Here is a 15,392-nt window from a genome sequence, read left to right on the forward strand (position 1 = left end):
ATTCCTCCCGTTAATCCTTCATATAGAATGGTGTCACGAATCCAGCAGCCTTCAGTGGTAATCCTGGAGCCCACGGCACTGGCTCAGCCATAAGATCAAGAACACGCTCCAACTCTTCCGGATCCGTGGTCTCAATGCCCATTTCATCGTGAACATGTAATACGGTCTGATAACCCGCTTGATCGGCCCGTACCATCGAAACCGCTAGGCAGTCCCTTGCGATCGCTTGTACGATGTTCTCCGTCAGCTTGCCGCCGTAGGTGCTGAGTGTGGTCCATTTGCCTGTCTTTTGATCAGGCCCTTTATAGTGAAGTGCCATCTTGCCGAAGTCGTTTTGTGCCAGCGTCGGTTGTACATAATAAAGCTTGCGTCCGGATGGCAGCTGTACTGTGAAGAAGTCCAGCCTGTTTCCATGATGACTCTCCCTTGCCATAATGATGCCTTTTATACCTACGGGATCGCCATACTGCATGACGTCCAACGCCGCGGCCTCGAGAGAAAACCAAAGATCCACGATACGACGATTGGCATTTCTCCAGCGGGTTACGATCTCTGGCAGCTCATCTTCAGTAAGCCCCATGTCTAAAGCGCCCATTTGGATCAACGCACCTTTAGCCCCCTGGTAACCCAGTGCAAGCTCTGACACCTTGCCTTTTTGCCGCAGATCCTTTGTAATCTCATCCAAGGGAATACCAAACATTTGAGAAGCAGAAGCTTCGTAAATCTTGCCGTGTGTAGCAAACACGTCCAGTCTCCATTGCTCCCCAGCTAACCAAGCAATAACACGGGCCTCAATCGCACTAAAGTCAGCGACCAGGAGTGTTTTACCTTCCGGGGCTACAAATGCCGTCCGGATAAGCTGAGAAAGTGTATCCGGTACGTTGCCGTAAATGAATTTGAGCATATTAATATTGCGGTCAATGACAAGCTGTCGGGCATATTCCAAAGTGGACATTTTGTTCTTAGGTAAATTCTGAACTTGGACCAAGCGTCCTGCCCATCGTCCTGTTCGGTTCGCCCCGTAAAATTGCAGGAGCCCCCGCACCCGCTGATCCAGGCAAGCCACTTCTTTCATGGCCACATACTTCTTAGTACTCGTTTTGCTGAGCTCCTGACGGATCTCTAACACTCGCTTGGCCCTGCCCTCATCAGCGGTTTCAATTAATCCGGATACCGTATCCTTGCGAAGGTTATCAACCTCTTCCCCGATCTCTTCGGTTAGCCACTTCTTAAGCTGCTGGACTGACTTTGGATTATCCAGCCCCGAGAGCTGTATGGCTTCGGCCATGAGTTCGGCGGTGATTTGTTCGTCGATCGCAAGAGCACCCTCAACCATAATAAGGTCACAAGCCACACCTCGAACGTTAATGCGTTGGTCGAGCTGCCAAAGCTGCCACTCCTGATCAGGTACTGGGAATACAGATAGCCGGCGAAGGATCTCCATTTCAGCCACAACGTCACCTATGCAATAATCCTTGAACAGCTGCCACTTTTCGGGCTCATGATGCGGCAGGGTAAGCGTCCGCATGCCGTTCTTTTTATTTGGTTTTGTTGGGATACAGAAGGTTCGAATAAGTGAACCCCCTACGCCCATTTTCCTCTTATCCTGGGGTAATCCAAGGGCCTCACCTAAGGCTCCAAGGCCTGCAGGGTATCCACAATACAATCCGTGGACCTGAGTACAGCGCCACTGTTCAATCGGTGAATAGAAGAACTTGTTCAGGCAGTACCATTCGAATGCCGCGTTGTATGCATGTTTCATGATGTTAGGATCTTGAAGGGCATCGACCACCCAAGTTGGGATGAACTCACCTTGAGCCATATCGATGATTTGTACCGGCCCACCGCTCCATGAATAGGCGAATAAGAGGATTTGAAAATCAGGAGCCTGCACATATCTGTACAGGCCCGCTTTCTTAATGTTGATACTGCTGTAGGTTTCGATGTCGATGGATAAATGCTGGATTAGATTCCCCATACGCCACCAGGTAGAGGTTTACCCGTAATCGGATCAATCTGCGGTGCCGGCGGCTGCTGTGGAGGCTGTTGGCCGTAACCTTGCTGTGGTGCTTGACCGTAGCCCTGCTGCGGTTGACCGTACCCAGGCTGAGCTGGAGGCTGTTGTCCATACGGCTGTTGTGGTGCTTGGCCATAACCTTGTTGAGGATATTGCTGCGGAGGGATTTGGTTAAAACCCTGTGGAGCCGGCGCTGGCACAAAACCTACGCCGCCGCCATTACCGCCGAAGGCTTGTTCCGCACTGATCCGACCGCCCAAAGGTTCACCATCTGACAGCTTTTGAACAGGGCCAAGACCTGCGCCTACGCCCCGGTTACCATTAGCGGAATATGGGAAGAAGTTAATGTTCACACGGGCAAATATGCCGCTGTATACTTCGGATTGGTTAATGATCGGATTAAGATTTGCATCAACGATAGCCTGCTGCTGCTTACTACTTGCGGTTAACACCCAATGACCTCTGCACTCTGGACCAAAGGCATCACCATTCTGACGCACTCCGTCACCGTCCCAGATAGGCATTTTCGGCTGTGGCGGACGGGCACCGCCCCATGTAGCTGCTACTCCTTTATTAAAGGCTGCTTGAACAGCCGCATCGATGCGCTGTTTAGTGGCCACATCAGTCTTTGGAATCAAAATAGTTGTACTATATTTAGGCTCTTGCCCCGGCTGATTGGCATGTGGTTGAAAGAGGTGAACAAAGCTGAGTCTTACCTGCCCTGTAGTTACTGCTGTTACGTCGACTTGATTCATAGATGATTTTCCTCCTCGATTATAGTGGCCGCTTGAGCAGCGGCCGGATGTCATTTGCTCAATGTGATAATCAGCTATATCTCCCATACCTAGGCCTCTAACGGAGTGTTAAACACGTCTTGGGGCTTCACTAAGTCGGAAATCGCCTTACGCTTGTCGTCTGAAGGAGCCAGTGTAGGTGCACCTGACGATTTAATAACGTGGCCCGTTTCCTCCAGTAACTCTTTGTACTGCTTTTTATCCAACACGTCTTCTAGCTTGGCAGGTGTTAGGGGTTGACGGTCATAAAGAACTGCTTCGTCAATACCGTTTGCTTTCAGGTGGGCAAACGCTGCGTCTAAATCCGCATAGGCTCGGCTGCCCCGGCCTTCTACAGCTTTCCAGCCTGGCAGCTCGCCACCTTTAAGGATCTCTGTCAATGCCAATTTCTTTATGGCGTTGTACCAGCTCACGATACCTTCAGCTTTTCGGAGTGCCTCTGCTACCTCCCCCCATCCGATTAACGGGGGTTTCAGTGGCACAAGAGGCTCAATGGATAGAAGGCTTTCGACTCGAGCGCGGCAAGTCTCCTTTGCCCTGCAGAAACCGCAATGGCTGCCCACGACATAATCCCCTTCACCATTAAAGGCTTGTAGTGCAATGGGCTTAATGGATTCACCCCAGGCTAATAGATCAGCTGCAGGTAGAGACCATTCGGAAGGACGCTCCCAAACATTCGGCTGTACGATAGCTAGGTGCACCGTCTCAATTTCATAGAGTAATGAGTAAGCACGGAGAGCACCAAGCGCATAGAGTTTCATCTGCGGATTGTCCTGGGCTTCCACCGGCACACCTTTACCGTTCTTGTAGTCGATTACGTGCAGCTGCTTACCGCCGATAATGATACAGTCACTCGTTCCGAAGCTCTCCGGCACATAGGCGCTCAGATCCACTTTGCGCTCCACCACCACATAAGGGGGCGAAGGGAAAGCGTGAACGATCGCCTGAATGTATTCCAGGTAAACATTCGTGTTGGTGTCCATGATGGGCTCATACAGCGGAGCTTCCTTGAACTTCTTAAAGGCCGCGTTATACTTTTTAGTCGTGATCGGTTCGACGAAGGCCTTGCGTAACTTCAACTCAGCAATTTCATGAGCGAGAGTTCCAGCCATCGCAGCCGTGCTGGTTGTATCTGGGAGTGTAGCTTCAAGCGTTGCGCTCGGTGGGCAGTGAAGCCAGCGGTGTGCTCCGCTGGCCGACAACAGGGCATGTGCCCGTTCTGCGTGGGCGATCTCGGTCATAGCCTAGCTCCGAGACTCCGTAGGTAAGTGGCAAACTCGCCATAATACGTAGGATCCAGCTGCGTCAGAGCCCCGGCTCCGCGTTGATTGATCCAGGCGGTAAGCTCTACACTGCGCCCCGCATCCACTAACGGCCCAGCGGCCACACCTAGCTGCTCCATCGTGTAGGTCGGAGCGGTTGTAGGCACACCGCCTACAGGATTCGCCGTGAGCTGTTGCGGTACCGATTGCTGCGGATACCCCTGCGGCTGCTGAACGGGCACGGATTGCTGCGGTTGACCCTGCCATTGCGGCTGACCAGGGTAGTTTTGATAATCCGGAGTGGCAGCTTGCTGAACAGGAGGCTGAGGATTTGCTTGAGTAGCCCAATCCTGCGAGATTACAGTAGCAGTAACAGGAGCTTGGGTAGCTTGATCGCCACCAAAATGTGAAGCCAATGCGGATAACTCTTTAACTGCTTCTGCGGCGTTATCGCCGTTGATATGAATTTGTACGGACATGAATTATGCCTCCCTAGTAAGTGAATGAATACAATAAGTGCAGACTTGACGTTCGTTCCAATTCCGGATAAACCGGATGTTCACAACTTTCCCACAGACTTCGCAGCGGATATGGCTGGATAGCTTAAGAATCAATATCCTCGCCACTTTCCTCATCGACCATCGTGATGGTAATCTCCCGGAAGCGCAGACGAATGAACTGGATCAGCACCAGGTATTCCTCTGCAAAGCGACGCCCGTCATGCCGAGATTCTACGGCGGCCTCAAATTCGTCAATCGTTCCGCGGAAGCAGCCACGCGTAACCTCCACTTCACCTGTTTTGATGGTGTAGGCGGTTAGCGTGCCATACTCGGAGCCCACGGAAGAAAACCAGGCGATGTGTTTGGAAGATTCCACCCGAGCATCGCCGGACACCCGAGCATCGCCGGACACCCGAGCATCGCCGGACACCCGAGCATCGCCGGACACCCGAGCATTGCCGGACACCCAAGCATTGCCGGACACCCGAGCATTGCCGGACACCCAAGCATCGCCGGACACCCAAGCATTGCCGGACACCCGAGCATTGCCGGACACCCAAGCATTGCCGCTCTGATTCAGGTTTGCTTCGGAGGCGATCCAGCCGCCCAGTTCGTCAACCTCAACATCGCCGAAACTCTGAGTAGCTTTGATTTGAAATAACGTAACGCCCCACACTTCTTTGGTGGTTTCAGTCAAAATGTACTTCTTACTCATGGACGGCACGCTCCTTTATTAAAGTGGGTTGAAGCTTGACAATTCTAGTGACGCAGCCCATGCAGATCGGCTTGCCAGTGAGGTATTGAATGCTATCTAAGCTGCCGCAAAGAGTGCAGCCCGGATTATACTTTTTCAAAATAATCTGATCGCCACTCACGAAAATCTCCAGCGGATCTCCCTCTTTAATCCCCATCGTGCGGCGAAGCTCTTTCGGTATAACGACACGGCCCAAATCATCAATGCGGCGTACAATTCCTGTAGCTTTCATCTTGCGTCTCCTCTCGGTCAGTGGTACACTGACCTCATAATGTGTTGTGTTTAAAAGCGATGACCTGACGGGCCCTAATCCGTTGGGTCATTTTCATGTTGTGAGGCATCACCCCTTTCGTGGTCACCTGCTGTGATCACCACAGCGCCAATATGTTTAATGAAGCAAGCAGTGCTGCACAGCAGATCCACACCGTGTTTGAGAACTAACTGTCCAAAGAGCAACTCAGCTCCACACACCGGACAATAATCAATAACTTCAAGCGGATTCGTTACTTTGCTCATACGATCAGCTCCAATTCGGAAATCTCTGAATCTAGGTAATCAAGCGCAGCAGGTAGCACGTCCGGATCGCAAGAGGCTCGTCCATTTTCGAGGCGCCAACGTAACCGTCTTAGCTCCAGCCGTCTCCACATGATTTGATCAGCTGACTGCGTACAGATTAGCATGTTGCTTGACCTCCTCTTGCTCCATACAGATCAGCGTCTCGCGGATCTCGATGCGGGCTAGTCCAAGCTTTGTAATGTGTTTCTTGTCCTGGACTAACAATAGAGCCGTTATCGTCTGTGTGAGCTGAGCATGTATTGCTTCTAATTGTTCTTTAATGTTCATTGGCGATCTCCTTTCAACAGGCCAACGGCCTCCAACAACATCGGGAACTTGTCGGGAAAATAATGCGGCGCAGTCTCTCTTGGATTGTTTGGGCTGATAATGTTCTTTCCATATTCCAGTCCAGCTTCCGTCAGCGATTTGAATGTTTTGATGCCGCCCTTGCTTGATGGACGCTCCTTCTCTTCAAGGAACCCATAATTCAGGAGTAACACATTAAACACCTTGGTTTGAATTCCGACACTATGTTTCTTCAGCAACTCTGTCGCTGATTCGGTGATAGGTTCGTCCGCATACCCTGGTAATGGAACCGATAAGCCATGTTCACGGTTGAAGTCTCCCAGAAGCTTCAAGCGTCCGCTATCTGGTAACCGGAGCACATTGGCCGCAATCTCCACCATGTATGCCTCTTTCTTAAAGTGAAGCAATTGAGATTCGTTTCCCTGTAGGGAATACTGACCTGTCATCTGAACAGAAGGCAGCATGTCTTCGTAAATCCAGTCTTGGAACGGTATCGCTTTGGGCTGCCCCGATTGTCCAAGAACACGATTAAGGGATAAGTTCGATATGAATTTCTCGCCTGTGTTATGCAGTTTTCTAACATTCCGATTCAGAATGTCTGAATTCGATACAAGGTAGATGTGTTCTTCCTTACAAAATTTAAGGACATTTGCCGTTGCTTTCTCTCCTTGATACTCCAGAACAGCGGCCACGTCCTTGGCGCTGATGATGAAATCGCCCTTGAACGGAATATTCACATCAGTAGCCAGGAGCGTTAGTACAGTATGCTTGCCTTCGAATTGCAATGTCAGCTTCATGAGGTAGCTCCTTTCTTAAGATAGGGATATTTCTCGTGGAAGAACGATACGGGAACCTTTCCACGTTCTACCCAATAACCTTTAGCCTCTAATTCAGCATTCATAGATTGAATTCTGTTCAGTGCCGTCCTAGCGGTCCCAAGACTTAAAAGTTGCTGAACTTCCTTGGCCGTATAAAAATGTTGTGACTTCATAAAGAATCACTTTCCATGCCCAGCATTTTTGCAATCAGCGGCTTTTGTTTCTCACCTGGGCGAGTTCCTTTGAAAATTTCCGAAACATATGTTACCGATACGCCGAGTTCCTGTGCGACATCTTTCATCTTGATACTTCTTTGGAACATGACTTTCCTGGCCTCGGCTCCGAATTCGGTATAGTGCTGCATTTAAACCCCTCCTTATTCAGAATTTGTAAAATATTTTGCTTAATTGTTGACACTCCACTGAAAATATTCTATTATCGTGAAGAAGACACAACAAAATAAACGTCGTTGGGGAACGATTTTTAGAATTGGGGTAACACCCCTCTAGTTTTTTGTCGCCTTTTTTGCTATCAATTAAGCTGTTGAGATAATAATAACTGAATATTTTTGAATGGTCAACCTCAAAGTCAAATATTTTTTGTTAATTCTAAAAATGGAGTTGGTGAATTATGTCGACGGTTGAAAATATCAAGTCCCTTTGCGAAACGCAGGGAATTTCGATACCGAAGTTAGAAAAGTTATTGGGGCTAAGTAAGGGTTCTATATATAATTGGGACAAGAATTCCCCCTCAATAGATAAGGTTCAAAAGATTTCTGATTACTTTAATGTTTCAATAAATCGAGTACTGTATGGATTTGATGCAAATAAATTTTCGAACCTTACAAACATCGCAAAAGGGAACAGAACCCTAGTCCAATTTTCTACGGACACCGGTCTAGATCAAAATGAAATCGTCAGAATATGTCTTGGATATCCATACGACAAACCTTCTGTTGAAACTGTGCATAAGATAGCGTCAAATAACCAGCACAGCATACTTTTCGGAGAAGATGATTTTTTAGAAGCTGCAGGATATGTCAGCGAAAGGCAATTAGACTCAACTCGGAAAAGAGCGACTGAAGAACTTGTCGATTACTATGAGAAAGCTGGATTCACTGTCACACCTGAAAATGAAGATATTGTTGATAAGGTTCATATCAACAATAAAAACGGCGGTATTGTAACAACGTTGTCTCTTCACGAATTCCTTGAAAAAGGCTTTGATTTACTGAATAATCTTACGAATAATTATGAAGAGGAAATTTATACCATTGCGGCTCATCACGATGGCGAGGGCTGGACAGAAGATGAGCTTCAGGACATTGAGGAATTTAAAGAGTTACTCAAATTAAAAAGGCAGCTGAAGAAGAACAGGGAGTGACGCAATGGCATATGATTACGAAGCGTTACATAAAGAAGCCTGTACTTCAGGCGTAGACATCATTGAAAAGAGCTTGCGGGGTAGAAACAAAGGATTTTACGGCGATGGTGTAATTATATTGGACAAGCGTATTTCTACTGTTATTGAAAAAGCTTGTATACTCGCCGAAGAGATTGGACACTACCATACCAGTGACGGTGACATCCTTGACCAAACCGATATCCAGAACCGCAAACAGGAGTTACGAGCCAGGCAATGGGCTTATCAATGCATGATTCCATTGGATCGTATTGTACAAGCCCATTATGCGCATGTCTCTGGCCGCTATGATCTTGCCGAATATTTAGGAGTCACTGAAAAGTTTTTGCAGGCGGCTATCGACCGATTTACTGAAAAATATGGCCCGTCAGTTACAGTTGATGATCGGCATATTGTACTATTTGATCCACTCGGTGTAATTGAACTATTTTCATGAGAATCTATGGACTTGCATTTTCCGGCTGCAAGGCTGTTCACATATGCCTTCTAATAGAACGAATGTTTGGGGTGATGGAATTAGATGCCAATATATAAGGACGAGAAACGAAAGACTTACTATTTCAAGGTGCGATATAAAGATATCTACGGGCGCGATAAGCAGGCCCTGAGAAGAGGATTTGCTAAACGGCGTGAAGCTGTTCTTGCTGAAGCTGATTTTATGTCTAATCTTAAAAATGTATTTTCTGATGAGGTTACCATCAATGAAATTTTTGAACACAATATTAAACACAAGAACCTTAAAGACAAAACTATTCGACGAAGAACTAATGAGTATAATCTCCACATAAAACCCCGGTTCGGTCATATAAAGATTAAAGATGTCACGATACAGCAAGCCATGGATTTTAAGACGGATCTGGAAAACGGGTTCAAATCACTGAATAGCGCCCGGACGGTATACAGCAATTTTAAAATACTTATCAATCATGCTGTGAAGTTCTTTGGTCTTCGGGTGGATCCTACCATAGCCGTGGGCCCGATCCAGCGCGTCAAGCCTAAGATAAATTTCATTAAACGCGAAGACTTTGAGTCTCGCGTAAAAGGTTTTTGCGATCACCTATATTACCGAGAACTCACACGCTTATTGTTTTACACCGGCTTGCGGATCGGTGAAGCCCTAGCGCTTACCTGGGCAGATATAGACTTGGAGAAAAGACAGCTCTATGTAGATAAAACACTTGATATCACATTAAGAATCCCCACTTCACCGAAAACCATTGGAAGTGAAGCCTTTGTGCCGTTCCCTCTATTTATTGCGGATATGCTTGTGACAATGAAAAAAGAATCCGCAGAAAATATCTACGGATTCAATGAAGAAATGTACGTATTTGGTGGACCTGCGCCGTACCATTATTCGCATTACATGAAAAAGTTTAAAAAAACCTTCCCCGAGCTGCGTATCCACGATATGCGTCACAGCTATGCCTCATACCTCATTAACAAGGGTGTCGATATCTATCTGGTCAAGGAGTTAATGCGGCACGATGACATCAAACAAACCGCGAACACGTACGGACATTTGTACATGGAGCGCAAACAGGAAATCATGAGCGTTTTCGATTAAACGGTATCATATCGGTATCACGGGATAACAATCCCGCGCAAAAACCTTGATGTACCGGGCTTATGAATTAACCGATCGAACCTTCCATTTCAAACTTGATAAGACGGTTCATTTCCACCGCATATTCCATCGGCAGCTCCTTGGTGAATGGTTCAATGAAGCCCATTACGATCATTTGCGTCGCTTCAGCTTCCGTGAGGCCGCGGCTCATCAGGTAGAACAGTTGCTCCTCGGAGACCTTGGAGACCGTTGCTTCATGCTCCAGCGTAATGTTATCGTTCATAATCTCATTATAAGGAATGGTATCCGAAGTGGACAGGTTATCCATAATGAGTGTATCGCATTTAATGTTCGACTTCGCGCCATCGGCCTGACGGCCGAAGGAAGCCAGTCCACGGTAGGTAACCTTGCCGCCATGCTTGCTGATCGATTTCGAAACAATGGTTGAGGTGGTGTCCGGAGCCAAGTGAATCATCTTGGCGCCTGCATCCTGATGCTGGCCTTTACCGGCTACTGCAATGGAAAGCACGGAGCCTTTGGCACCGCGGCCTTTCAGCACAACCGCCGGGTATTTCATGGTCAGCTTGGAGCCGATATTGCCATCCACCCATTCCATTGTGGCATTTTCTTCCGCAACGGCGCGTTTGGTAACGAGGTTGTAGATGTTCGGCGCCCAGTTTTGAATGGTGGTATAGCGAACACGTGCATTTTTCATGCAAAGGATTTCTACTACAGCACTGTGCAGGGAGTTCGTGCTGTAGATTGGTGCTGTACAGCCCTCTACATAATGCACGAAGCTATCCTCATCGGCCAGGATCAGAGTACGCTCGAACTGTCCCATATTCTCGGAGTTGATACGGAAGTAAGCCTGCAAAGGCACCTCGCATTTTACACCCTTAGGAACATAGATGAAGCTTCCGCCTGACCATACAGCACTGTTGAGCGCGGCAAATTTATTATCGGCCGGAGGGATGATCGTCCCGAAATATTTTTTGAAAAGCTCAGGATGCTCACGCAGCGCGGTATCGGTATCCGTAAAGATAACCCCTTGATCTTCAAGGTTTTTTTGCATACTGTGGTATACAACCTCGGACTCGTACTGTGCAGAGACACCGGCGAGGAACTTCTGCTCCGCTTCCGGAATACCCAGCTTATCGAATGTTTCCTTGATCTCGGAAGGCACTTCTTCCCATGTCTTCCCTTGTTTCTCGGAAGGTCTTACATAATATTGAATATCCTCAAAATCCAGATCGTCCATATTGCCGCCCCATTTTGGCATCGGCATTTTGCGGAACTGCTCCAGGGATTTCAGGCGAAAATTCAGCATCCACTCCGGTTCGTTCTTAATCGCTGAGATTTCTTTAACAATTTCGGCCGTCAATCCTTTACCGGACTGGAAAATCGACTTGTGCTCATCCCGGAATCCGTACTGGTATTCCTCCATATCAGGCATTTGCTTAGCCATGGTGTCAGCCTCCTTGTTTCTACTGTTATTTTTATTGCTCTTCCTCGTCTATTCCTTTACGAAGCGCGTTCCATGCCAGCGTTGCACATTTGATCCGCGCCGGAAATTTATTAACACCGGAAAGGGCTTCAATATCTTCATAGTCTCCAAAATCCACTTCTTCACCCTTCATAAGGCAGGAGAAACGTTCAGCCAGGTCCAGCGCCTGCTCCACGGTTTTGCCCTTGACCGTCTCTGTCATCATCGAAGCGGATGACATGCTGATCGAGCAGCCTTCACCGTTGTAACGGGCATCCTGAACGATTCCATCCTCCACTTTAAGCTGAAGCGTAATACGGTCGCCGCAGGTCGGGTTATTCAGTTCGATCTTCATGGCATCATCATCAAATGAGCCGCGATTCCGGGGATTTTTATAATGATCCATAATTACGCGTCTGTACAAATCATCCAAGTTCATCGGCAAAATACTCCTTTGTCTTGATTAAAGCACTAACCAGCCGATCTACATCTTCCTCGGTGTTATACAGATAAAAGCTGGCACGCGCCGTCGAGCTCACTTCCAGCCAACGCATAAGCGGCTGGCAGCAGTGATGACCAGCACGGATGGCTATGCCCTCCGCATCAAGCACCGTAGCCACATCATGAGGATGCACGTCACCCAAATTAAAAGTAACCACTCCGACTTTGCGGCTCATGGGGCCATAAATCGTCAGACCGCCTATCTCGGACAGACGCTGTTCAGCATAAGCCGCCAGCTTGCTCTCATGACGGTGAATTTCGTCCAGTCCGACTTCCTGCAGGAAATCAATTGCCGCCCCCAGTCCTACGGCACCGGCAATAATCGGTGTGCCACCCTCGAACTTCCAAGGGAGCTCCTTCCAGTTCGACTCATAGAGGCCGACATCATCAATCATTTCGCCGCCGAACTCTACAGGCTCCATAGCCTCCAGCAACGATCTCTTGCCGTATAAAGCTCCGATACCGGTAGGTGCAAGCATTTTGTGTCCGGACAGCGCATAGAAATCGCAATCCAAATCCTGCATGTCCACCTTCATATGAGGCGTGCTTTGTGCACCGTCTACAACGATTACAGCACCATGACGGTGGGCAATGGCGGCAAGCTCTTTAACCGGATGTGTAACTCCCATCACATTGGATACATAAGCGATAGCAACGATCTTGGTCTTAGCCGTAATCGTCTTCTCCGCATCCTCCAGTGTAACCGTCCCGTCCTTTTGAAGCGGAATATATTTCAGTGTAGCGCCAGTCTTCTTAGCCAACTGCTGCCACGGAATAAGATTGCTGTGATGCTCCATTTGGGTAATGACGATTTCATCGCCTTCCCCCACCGCTGACGGGCCGTATGAGGACGCTACTATATTCAGTGCTGTGGTAGTCCCACGAGTGAAAATAATTTCTTTCGTACTGCGGGCATTGATAAACTTGGCCAGCTTCTCTCTGGCTCCCTCGTAAGCGTCTGTGGCCCGGCTGCCCAGGGTATGGACACCGCGGTGTACGTTCGCGTTATCCCACTCGTAATAAGATTTAACCGCCTCAATCACCTGCCGCGGCTTCTGTGAGGTTGCCGCGCTGTCCAGGTAGACCAGCGGATGACCGTTTACCTTTTGGTTCAGGATGGGAAATTGCTCCAGTATTGAGCTAATCATTGGCCTAACTTCCTTTCCACTAGAGATTGGAGCTGATTGCGCAGTCCCTCCAGTGGAATTTGCGACACAACAGGAGCCAGGAAGCCGTAAATGATCAGTTTTTCCGCATCATGCCTTGAAATTCCACGGGACATCAAGTAATAGACCTGCTCGTAATTGACCTGTCCTACGGAAGCGGCATGGCCTGCTGTAACATCGTCCTCGTCTATAAGCAGGATCGGATTGGCATCGCCGCGGGCTTTTGGACTCAACATGAGTACTTTTTCCGTCTGCTGTCCATCGGCTCTTGTTGCGCCCTTCTCGATCTTCGTAATCCCGTTAATAATGGAGGTAGCCGCATCACGCATAACGGCGCGTGTGATCATATCACTTGGTGTGTTTTTGCCGAAATGCTGTGCCTGGGTGGTGTAATTAAGCTTCTGTGATCCCGAACCCACCGCAATTACTTTAGCGTTAGATGTTGAGCCGTTGCCTTTCAGCACTGACTTCGTATCGCTCGCAGTGTCGCCGTAGTTCATCTCACCGACAATCCACTCAATCGTTCCGTCGTTCTCCACAACCGCACGCCGGTAAGTCACGTCTGTCGTGTCCTCACCAAGCTGATGTACCGTAGCGTAACGGACTTTGGCGCCCGCACCTACGAATACTTCTACTGCGCCATTGTGCAATCCGGCTTCCACTTTGTCCGATACATAGTTGTCAACGTAAGTCACAGAACTGTTAGTATCGGCAACGATTAGAATATGCGGAACAAAAGCAGCTTCTGCATCATCCGTTAACAGCACAGCCTGAAGCGGTGTGTTTACTACGACATTTTTAGGTACATACAGGAATACTCCGCCGTTCCATAACGCCGCATGAAGCGCCGCAAGGGAGTGCTCGTCAGCCTGAACAGCCTTATGCAGATAGCGCTGAACCAAATCGCCATGGTCTTTAACCGCAGTCTGCAAATCCGTAAAAATAACGCCCTGCTCCGCAAGCTCGGGTGCGAGCCGCGTGTAAACCGCCCCCGAGTTGCGCTGAATGATCAAGCTTCCTTCCTCCTGATCCTTCACCAGCTCGGCAATGGACGACGGTGCTTCGTTCAATTCTGCAAGAGCCTGACTTGCTTTATAGGTTCCATAATGGTTCAAGTTCCAGCGTTCAATCCGGGTCTTCTCCAATTTAGGCAGCGTCAGCTCTGCTGCCAGCTCCAGTGCTTTCAAGCGGCTTTCTTTCAGCCAGCCCGGTTCGCCGCAGCGAAGCGATAATTCGCTTAAGCGCCCGGCGTCCACTGGAAGAATCGTTTGCGTCGTCATAAGTGGTCTCCTCCTTCCCGGCGTCTCTTTATACTTCCTGCCCTACGGTTTCATCTTCAATTCCGAGTTCTTCTTTGATCCATTCGTAGCCTTCCGCTTCCAGTCTTTGTGCAAGCTCAGGACCGCCGGACTTCACAATTCTGCCCTGCATCATTACATGGACAAAATCAGGCTTAATATAATTCAGCAACCGCTGATAGTGGGTAATAACAAGGAAGCCGCGATCTTCACTGCGCATGGAGTTCACGCCGTCGGCTACAATTCTCAGGGCATCAATATCGAGACCGGAGTCAATTTCGTCCAAAATAACGATTTTGGGATCCAGCATCATCATTTGCAGAATTTCATTGCGTTTCTTCTCGCCGCCGGAGAAGCCTTCGTTCAGATAACGGTGCAGAAACTCAGGGTTCATCTCCAGTTCCTTCATTTTGGCTTCCATTTGACGGATAAAGCGGATCAGCGAAATTTCGCTTCCCTCTTCACGGCGGGAATTAATGGCGCTGCGCAGGAAGTCCGAATTCGTTACTCCGGAAATTTCGCTCGGATACTGCATCGCCAGGAAAAGACCGGCGCGTGCCCGTTCGTCAACAGCCATCTCCAGAAGGTCTTCGCCTTCCAGGGTTGCTGTTCCTTCGGTTACCTCATACTTCGGGTGGCCCATTAGAGCGGAAGCCAAAGTACTTTTACCGGTACCGTTCGGTCCCATGATGGCATGAATTTCGCCACCCTTCATTTTGAGGTTGATCCCCTTCAGAATCTCTTTCCCCTCAATTGTCGCTTTCAGTCCCTCAATGACAAAGTCTGCTGCCATAATTAGTATTCCCTCCAATGATCGATTTGCGAAAATAAAAAGCATAATTTTGTATTGTAACAGGGTGACCCCTGATTGCCAGCACAGTTAGATTTAATGTTATATTATAATAATTATAAAATACTTCTCATTGATTATCAATGATTCTCACTAAGTTTA

At 48.4% G+C, this 15,392-nt stretch carries 18 protein-coding genes; 3 read left to right on the plus strand and 15 right to left on the minus strand.

Annotated elements, in window-relative coordinates; all coding sequences use genetic code 11:
- Positions 1-10 precede the first annotated feature (10 nt).
- From PaeBR_RS18965 to PaeBR_RS19010, 10 genes are all read right to left on the minus strand, one after another.
- A complete protein-coding gene (locus tag PaeBR_RS18965; RefSeq protein ID WP_410512072.1) occupies positions 11-1,978 on the minus strand; it encodes a DNA polymerase in 1,968 nt (655 codons plus the stop codon).
- Entirely contained in the window at positions 1,966-2,772 is an 807-nt protein-coding gene (locus tag PaeBR_RS18970; protein ID WP_410512073.1) for a DUF2815 family protein, read from the minus strand. The genes PaeBR_RS18965 and PaeBR_RS18970 overlap by 13 nt, the downstream gene beginning before the upstream one ends.
- Before the next feature lie 89 nt (positions 2,773-2,861).
- Positions 2,862-4,052: a DUF2800 domain-containing protein gene (locus PaeBR_RS18975; protein WP_410512074.1), complete on the minus strand. Its 1,191-nt coding sequence runs from the start codon at positions 4,050-4,052 to the stop codon at positions 2,862-2,864.
- On the minus strand, positions 4,049-4,552 hold the full coding sequence (locus PaeBR_RS18980) for a hypothetical protein (protein WP_410512075.1): 504 nt from the start codon (positions 4,550-4,552) through the stop codon (positions 4,049-4,051). Before PaeBR_RS18980 ends, PaeBR_RS18975 begins: the two co-directional genes overlap by 4 nt.
- Positions 4,553-4,676: 124 nt before the next feature.
- Entirely contained in the window at positions 4,677-5,288 is a 612-nt protein-coding gene (locus PaeBR_RS18985) for a hypothetical protein (protein ID WP_410512076.1), read from the minus strand.
- Entirely contained in the window at positions 5,281-5,559 is a 279-nt protein-coding gene (locus tag PaeBR_RS18990; protein ID WP_410512077.1) for an AbrB/MazE/SpoVT family DNA-binding domain-containing protein, read from the minus strand. The genes PaeBR_RS18985 and PaeBR_RS18990 overlap by 8 nt, the downstream gene beginning before the upstream one ends.
- 74 nt (positions 5,560-5,633) lie before the next feature.
- Positions 5,634-5,843 (minus strand): hypothetical protein, encoded by a 210-nt coding sequence (locus PaeBR_RS18995; protein WP_410512078.1) that lies wholly within the window; start codon positions 5,841-5,843, stop codon positions 5,634-5,636.
- Positions 5,844-5,981: 138 nt separating this feature from the next.
- On the minus strand, positions 5,982-6,170 hold the full coding sequence (locus PaeBR_RS19000; RefSeq protein ID WP_410512079.1) for a hypothetical protein: 189 nt from the start codon (positions 6,168-6,170) through the stop codon (positions 5,982-5,984).
- Positions 6,167-6,985: a Bro-N domain-containing protein gene (locus tag PaeBR_RS19005; RefSeq protein WP_410512080.1), complete on the minus strand. Its 819-nt coding sequence runs from the start codon at positions 6,983-6,985 to the stop codon at positions 6,167-6,169. The genes PaeBR_RS19000 and PaeBR_RS19005 overlap by 4 nt, the downstream gene beginning before the upstream one ends.
- A gap of 190 nt (positions 6,986-7,175) precedes the next feature.
- Positions 7,176-7,370 carry a helix-turn-helix domain-containing protein gene (locus tag PaeBR_RS19010; RefSeq protein WP_410512081.1) on the minus strand — a complete coding sequence of 65 codons (195 nt, stop codon included), beginning with the start codon at positions 7,368-7,370 and terminating at the stop codon, positions 7,176-7,178.
- Between the two features lie 266 nt (positions 7,371-7,636).
- On the opposite strand from PaeBR_RS19010, the gene PaeBR_RS19015 reads away from it, so the two are divergent.
- The 3 genes from PaeBR_RS19015 to PaeBR_RS19025 all read left to right on the plus strand — a co-directional run bounded on the left by PaeBR_RS19015 (position 7,637) and on the right by PaeBR_RS19025 (position 9,992).
- A complete protein-coding gene (locus tag PaeBR_RS19015; RefSeq protein ID WP_410512082.1) occupies positions 7,637-8,389 on the plus strand; it encodes a helix-turn-helix domain-containing protein in 753 nt (250 codons plus the stop codon).
- Between the two features lie 4 nt (positions 8,390-8,393).
- Positions 8,394-8,864, plus strand: a complete 471-nt coding sequence (locus PaeBR_RS19020; protein WP_410512083.1) for an ImmA/IrrE family metallo-endopeptidase — start codon at positions 8,394-8,396, stop codon at positions 8,862-8,864.
- Positions 8,865-8,948: 84 nt separating this feature from the next.
- On the plus strand, positions 8,949-9,992 hold the full coding sequence (locus PaeBR_RS19025; RefSeq protein WP_410512084.1) for a tyrosine-type recombinase/integrase: 1,044 nt from the start codon (positions 8,949-8,951) through the stop codon (positions 9,990-9,992).
- 67 nt (positions 9,993-10,059) lie between these two features.
- On the opposite strand, the gene sufB is transcribed toward PaeBR_RS19025, so the two are convergent.
- From sufB to sufC, 5 genes are read right to left on the minus strand one after another with little or no spacing between them, the layout of a single operon-like run.
- A complete protein-coding gene (gene sufB / locus PaeBR_RS19030; RefSeq protein ID WP_410512085.1) occupies positions 10,060-11,457 on the minus strand; it encodes a Fe-S cluster assembly protein SufB in 1,398 nt (465 codons plus the stop codon).
- Between the two features lie 31 nt (positions 11,458-11,488).
- On the minus strand, positions 11,489-11,914 hold the full coding sequence (gene sufU / locus PaeBR_RS19035) for a Fe-S cluster assembly sulfur transfer protein SufU (RefSeq protein ID WP_410512086.1): 426 nt from the start codon (positions 11,912-11,914) through the stop codon (positions 11,489-11,491).
- Positions 11,901-13,124, minus strand: a complete 1,224-nt coding sequence (locus PaeBR_RS19040; RefSeq protein ID WP_410512087.1) for a cysteine desulfurase — start codon at positions 13,122-13,124, stop codon at positions 11,901-11,903. The genes sufU and PaeBR_RS19040 overlap by 14 nt, the downstream gene beginning before the upstream one ends.
- Entirely contained in the window at positions 13,121-14,422 is a 1,302-nt protein-coding gene (gene sufD / locus PaeBR_RS19045; protein ID WP_410512088.1) for a Fe-S cluster assembly protein SufD, read from the minus strand. Before sufD ends, PaeBR_RS19040 begins: the two co-directional genes overlap by 4 nt.
- A 28-nt stretch (positions 14,423-14,450) precedes the next feature.
- Positions 14,451-15,233: a Fe-S cluster assembly ATPase SufC gene (gene sufC, locus PaeBR_RS19050; protein ID WP_410512089.1), complete on the minus strand. Its 783-nt coding sequence runs from the start codon at positions 15,231-15,233 to the stop codon at positions 14,451-14,453.
- Positions 15,234-15,392 lie beyond the last annotated feature (159 nt).

The organism is Paenibacillus sp. BR2-3 (assembly GCF_046529485.1).
In the GTDB taxonomy this organism is placed as follows: Bacteria; Bacillota; Bacilli; order Paenibacillales; family Paenibacillaceae; genus Paenibacillus_AQ.

What these genes read in the sequence shown, in the direction of transcription:
- PaeBR_RS18965 (WP_410512072.1), bottom strand. Translation starts at nt 1,978, where the DNA reads ATGGGGAATCTAATCCAGCATTTATCCATCGACATCGAAACCTACAGC.
- PaeBR_RS18970 (WP_410512073.1), bottom strand. Translation starts at nt 2,772, where the DNA reads ATGAATCAAGTCGACGTAACAGCAGTAACTACAGGGCAGGTAAGACTC.
- PaeBR_RS18975 (WP_410512074.1), bottom strand. Translation starts at nt 4,052, where the DNA reads ATGACCGAGATCGCCCACGCAGAACGGGCACATGCCCTGTTGTCGGCC.
- PaeBR_RS18980 (WP_410512075.1), bottom strand. Translation starts at nt 4,552, where the DNA reads ATGTCCGTACAAATTCATATCAACGGCGATAACGCCGCAGAAGCAGTT.
- PaeBR_RS18985 (WP_410512076.1), bottom strand. Translation starts at nt 5,288, where the DNA reads ATGAGTAAGAAGTACATTTTGACTGAAACCACCAAAGAAGTGTGGGGC.
- PaeBR_RS18990 (WP_410512077.1), bottom strand. Translation starts at nt 5,559, where the DNA reads ATGAAAGCTACAGGAATTGTACGCCGCATTGATGATTTGGGCCGTGTC.
- PaeBR_RS18995 (WP_410512078.1), bottom strand. Translation starts at nt 5,843, where the DNA reads ATGAGCAAAGTAACGAATCCGCTTGAAGTTATTGATTATTGTCCGGTG.
- PaeBR_RS19000 (WP_410512079.1), bottom strand. Translation starts at nt 6,170, where the DNA reads ATGAACATTAAAGAACAATTAGAAGCAATACATGCTCAGCTCACACAG.
- PaeBR_RS19005 (WP_410512080.1), bottom strand. Translation starts at nt 6,985, where the DNA reads ATGAAGCTGACATTGCAATTCGAAGGCAAGCATACTGTACTAACGCTC.
- PaeBR_RS19010 (WP_410512081.1), bottom strand. Translation starts at nt 7,370, where the DNA reads ATGCAGCACTATACCGAATTCGGAGCCGAGGCCAGGAAAGTCATGTTC.
- PaeBR_RS19015 (WP_410512082.1), top strand. Translation starts at nt 7,637, where the DNA reads ATGTCGACGGTTGAAAATATCAAGTCCCTTTGCGAAACGCAGGGAATT.
- PaeBR_RS19020 (WP_410512083.1), top strand. Translation starts at nt 8,394, where the DNA reads ATGGCATATGATTACGAAGCGTTACATAAAGAAGCCTGTACTTCAGGC.
- PaeBR_RS19025 (WP_410512084.1), top strand. Translation starts at nt 8,949, where the DNA reads ATGCCAATATATAAGGACGAGAAACGAAAGACTTACTATTTCAAGGTG.
- sufB (WP_410512085.1), bottom strand. Translation starts at nt 11,457, where the DNA reads ATGGCTAAGCAAATGCCTGATATGGAGGAATACCAGTACGGATTCCGG.
- sufU (WP_410512086.1), bottom strand. Translation starts at nt 11,914, where the DNA reads ATGAACTTGGATGATTTGTACAGACGCGTAATTATGGATCATTATAAA.
- PaeBR_RS19040 (WP_410512087.1), bottom strand. Translation starts at nt 13,124, where the DNA reads ATGATTAGCTCAATACTGGAGCAATTTCCCATCCTGAACCAAAAGGTA.
- sufD (WP_410512088.1), bottom strand. Translation starts at nt 14,422, where the DNA reads ATGACGACGCAAACGATTCTTCCAGTGGACGCCGGGCGCTTAAGCGAA.
- sufC (WP_410512089.1), bottom strand. Translation starts at nt 15,233, where the DNA reads ATGGCAGCAGACTTTGTCATTGAGGGACTGAAAGCGACAATTGAGGGG.